Origin of the sequence: Pseudovibrio sp. POLY-S9 (assembly GCF_001431305.1) — a bacterium.
Lineage (GTDB): Bacteria > Pseudomonadota > Alphaproteobacteria > Rhizobiales > Stappiaceae > Pseudovibrio.
Genome location: NZ_LCWX01000260.1, coordinates 112,980 through 116,520, shown reverse-complemented (window position 1 = coordinate 116,520; position 3,541 = coordinate 112,980). Strand labels below are relative to the sequence as shown.

Here is a 3,541-nt window from a genome sequence, read left to right as displayed (position 1 = left end):
TGCGGCTTCATAGGCAAAGCCCTGCGCTTCCAGTTCTTTCACTTCAGCCAGCAGACGATCAAGGCGCGGATCGGCTTTGTCAGCTTCAACGCCAAGGCGTTTCAGCTCATTAAGCAGGTTAGACTTTCCAGCCTGATCGGAGACAAGCACGCGGCGTTGGTTGCCGACCATTTCTGGTGGGATATGCTCGTAAGTATCTGGGTTCTTGAGGATGGCAGAGGCGTGGATACCTGCTTTGGTGGCAAAGGCGTTGGCACCGACATAAGGAGCGTGGACGTTAGAAGATCGATTCAAGATCTCGTCAAAACTCCTTGATATTGCTGTTAATTCTGTCAGATCCTCAACAACAATGCCAAGTTCGACCAGATCACGATACGGCTTTTTCAGCAACATGTTCGGGATCAAGGTGATCATATTGGCGTTGCCGCAACGCTCGCCGATGCCGTTGAGCGTGCCCTGCACCTGACGGACTCCAGCGACGACAGCTGCCAGCGTGTTCGCGACTGCATGGCCGGTGTCATCATGAGCGTGGATGCCCAGATTGCTGCCGGGCACCACTTGCATCACTGCATTGACGATCTGCGTGACTTCGTGTGGAAGTGTGCCACCGTTGGTATCGCACAGAACCACCCAGCGCGCGCCAGCTTCAAAAGCGGTTTGTGCGCAGGCCAGAGCGTAGTCCGGGTTTGCCTTGTAGCCATCAAAGAAGTGCTCGCAGTCGATCATGGCTTCTTTGCCTGCCTCGACGGAGGCTTTGACCGTGTCTGCGATGCTTTCCAGATTTTCCTCGTTGGTGCACTTCAGCGCAACATCAACGTGGTAGTCCCAGCTTTTTGCCACATAGCATGTGGCGTCTGCTGCCGACTGGAGGACCATCTGAACACCGGGATCATTGCTGACAGAGCGCCCAGCGCGTTTGGTCATGCCAAAGGCGGTGAAGGTCGCTTTCTTTGTTCTTTTTTCGGAGAAGAACTGTGTATCTGTTGGGTTTGCGCCCGGGTAGCCGCCTTCAATATAGTCGACGCCCAGTCTCTCCAATAAGTCGGTAATGGCAATTTTTTCGTCCACGGAGAAATCAATGCCGGAGGTCTGAGCCCCATCGCGCAATGTCGTGTCGAAAAGATACAGACGCTCTTTCGTCATAGTATGCCTACCCTGCTTATTGTCCTGAGTTCACCCTCAGGCTCCCCTCATGTGACGGAGGTTTCCCTATTGTCTCCGTAGGATTTCTCAAGGCACGTATTGCGGGCGCCTTGAGAAAACTTAGCAAGCCTAACGGGTTATCCCGGATAGAACCATGGAGCAGACTTCAAGTTTCCTTGTGGTATCTGCGTAGTCCATGGCTCTGAAACCTCGTTAAGCGCAGGACCAGGTGGTCTCGATTTCACCTGTTTCCTTGTTTTTCATGTCTTTGAGCACAATGCCGTCGGCTGCCAGCTCATCGCGGATGCGGTCGCTTTCAGCAAAGTCTTTTACCTTGCGGGCATCCAGACGTTTTGCAATCAGCTCTTCCACTTTGGCCTTCAGCTCCGGAGAGGCATCTGCTTCAGCTTTTTCTTCTTCCTGTGCTTTGGAAAATGATTCAAGATCAAAGCCCAAGAACTTGATAGAATTAGCTAATTTTTGTGCAGCGTCTGCATCTCCCCCGCGCGCATCGCGGGCCAGTTTGTGAAGAGCGGCAAAGGCACGTGGTGTGTTCAGGTCATCTTTCAGGCCTTCCAGAACACCTTCATCCAGTGCTCCATTTTCCTGTGCTGTGACACCGTGCTTCTTCATCAGCTCAATCCAGCGGGTTAGCTGCTTTTCGCCTTCTGCCAGACTTTTGAACGTAAAGTCGATTGGCTGACGATACTGGGTTTGAAGCAGAGCATAACGGATGGCCTGACCAGACCATTTGCGTCCATCGCCTTCTTCCGTGTCCAACAGCTGGTGAACGGTGAAGAAGTTGCCCAGAGATTTGGACATCTTCTCGCCTTCCACCTGCAGGAAGCCGTTGTGCATCCACACATTTGCCATGGCATGGGTGCCGTGAGCACATCTGGACTGTGCAATCTCGTTTTCATGATGCGGGAACGTCAGATCGACACCGCCGCCATGAATATCAAAGACCTTCCCCAAATGCTTTTCAGACATTGCGGAACATTCGATGTGCCAGCCCGGACGACCTGGTGTTTTAATGCCACATGGGCTTTCCCACCCCGGCTCTTCCGCTTTGGATGGCTTCCAGAGCACGAAGTCGGTAGGGTCTTTTTTGTAGGACGCGACTTCCACACGCGCACCAGCGATCATCTCGTCCAGTGTGCGGTTGGAGAGTTTGCCGTACTCGGGCATGCTTGGCACATTGAAGAGAACATGCTCGTCCGCGACATAGGCATGGCCTTTGTCGACAAGTGTCTCAATCATCGCTTTCATCTCTTCGATGTGCTCGGTTGCCCGCGGCTCAATATCCGGCGCTTGTGCCCCCAGCGCAGCCATGTCCTCATGGTACTGACCAGCGGTTTTTTCGGTCAGCTCACGAATGGAAATACCTTCGTTTGCTGCGCGCTCGTTGATTTTGTCGTCAACGTCTGTGATGTTTCGCACATATGTGACATGCTCTTTGCCATAGAGTTGACGCAGCAATCTGGCCAAAACGTCAAAAACTACGACTGGGCGCGCATTACCAATATGGGCGTAGTCATAAACGGTGGGACCACACACATACATGCGCACGTTGGACGCATCCATTGGCACAAAAGCTTCTTTTGTGCGTGTCAAAGTATTGGTGAGCAGAAGTCCCTTGTCGCCCTGGGCTGTGTCTGCGCTCATAATGGTTCGTCTCCTGGCCAGCTGGCCGGGCGTTCATCTCACGCAGAATCAAGGCAGGATAGAACGGCCACAGCCAGCGTTGTCGCTAGCTGCAAATAATGATGGTGCAAGAAGAAGTGTGCATCGCCGTTTTCATATGTTGCTTTTCGCTGATTGTTGCTTACAGGTCAAGTCTTAGTCTCACCAGATCACCCACATTTCTAACTAAGTTAAATACAAAATTTCTACCCGAAGATGCAATTCTAAGGGAAAGCCAAGAAAAAACAGGGAAGTAAAACGTGTCTCACAAGAGTATCTGTGCCACCGTTGTCGCTGCAAGTCTGATTGGAATGAGTTCGCCTTCAAGTGCGACCGGTAATGCCACCTCCTCTGTGAACCCTATAGACCCGCTAAATTTTAATGAGACTGCGGCCTCACCACCAGCTGCCACGCCTTCCCCGGACGATCTTGTACTGCCGGAAATTGATCCCTTAGTCCTGCCAGAAAGCGAGCTGCAAGCTCCGGATCTCACTGGACCTGCCGGGCAAGTTCTAGATCCATCCCTGTCAGAGCTGTCTGAGTTGGAGCAAACCATCCGGGATCTGATCTTTTCTGAAGATGAAATCGAGCAAGCTGGTTTTAGTTCGCGGCAAGTGGATGCCCTGGCAGAGGCTTACTCCTTACGCAACTTCCGCCCTGTCTGGTTTGAAGACCAGTCTTTGACGCCGCTTGCCAACCATTTGATTGACGAGAT

Annotated in this window: 2 protein-coding genes and 1 pseudogene; 1 reads left to right on the top strand and 2 read right to left on the bottom strand. The window is 52.3% G+C overall.

From position 1 onward, the window contains the following. On the bottom strand, positions 1–1,143 hold a 1,143-nt coding region (gene cimA / locus PPL9_RS29555), incomplete at its 3' end, for a citramalate synthase (RefSeq protein ID WP_244273505.1). 213 nt (positions 1,144–1,356) lie between these two features. Further along, the gene (cysS, locus tag PPL9_RS29550) at positions 1,357–2,808 is read right to left on the bottom strand and encodes a cysteine--tRNA ligase (protein WP_057466057.1); all 1,452 of its coding nucleotides are present in this window, start codon (positions 2,806–2,808) and stop codon (positions 1,357–1,359) included. Positions 2,809–3,086: 278 nt separating this feature from the next. On the opposite strand from cysS, the pseudogene PPL9_RS31750 reads away from it, so the two are divergent. Beyond that, a pseudogene (locus PPL9_RS31750) lies at positions 3,087–3,541 on the top strand (peptidoglycan-binding protein); the annotation flags it as partial.